Source organism: Rhizobium sp. SRI_017 (assembly GCF_057586295.1).
Map to the genome: position 1 here is coordinate 1 of NZ_JBYCZP010000079.1, position 770 is coordinate 770.

The 770-nt window shown below is 59.2% G+C and carries 2 pseudogenes; one reads left to right on the top strand and one right to left on the bottom strand.

Annotated features, from left to right (window positions below):
• A pseudogene (locus AC2YI2_RS35090) lies at positions 1-171 on the top strand (MFS transporter); the annotation flags it as partial.
• Between the two features lie 404 nt (positions 172-575).
• Here AC2YI2_RS35090 and AC2YI2_RS35095 read toward each other — a convergent pair.
• Positions 576-770 (bottom strand): annotated as a pseudogene (locus AC2YI2_RS35095) (alpha/beta fold hydrolase); the annotation flags it as partial.

The window sequence follows — 770 nt, forward strand, 5'->3', positions numbered from 1 at the left end:
CTGGAGGCTGCCGGCAGCCTGATGGTCGTTTCGTTCCAGGTCGCCATTAGCATCGGTGCGCTTATCGGCGGCTACGTGGTCGATCGCTACGGTGCTTCAGCGCCATTGATACTTACAGCCATCTTGGCGTTATCGACCATCATTCTGGCGTTGCTGCAGCCCCGCAGCTGACTCTTCGAGCTCTGGCCACGAGAGCAGAACAGTGGAGTGCCCGGAGTGCCGGGTGAGGCTCAATCATGAAACGCGACGGTGCTTTCTCGTTATGGCGAGGAAGCACGTCCGATCGGCGATGACCGCGACGAACGATCCTCAATCAAGCTTCTATAGAAGATCGCCGCTCCCAACTAACACGCCGCTTTGCGCCCCCCCAAATCGGTCACATCGACCAAAGCTGTGCATCCCGAAAGCAGACGTCGGTAATTATAAAGTCCAGTGGCGGATGCATAACGGGCGAATTATGCTGACTGGTCCGACGGCGCCCCGCGCGGATGATGCGTGAGGTATCGGATACAGGGGCAGATCCTGGCGAGACCAGCAGACGGCTTTTCGCCGTCTGCCCTTTTTTGCGCCCGGTTTTACTTGGCGACTTGCTTTGTGCTCTTCGCAGCCTCGTCGATGACGTCAGCGATCACGGCCGGCTGTGTGAAGAACAGCGCATGGCTGGCGTCGACCTCAGTCACCTTTGCGCCAATGCGCTTGGCCATGTCCTGGCATCCGCTGGTCGAAAGCCTTGTCCTGGCGAGCGATAACGGCCCAGCTCGGCTTGGTGC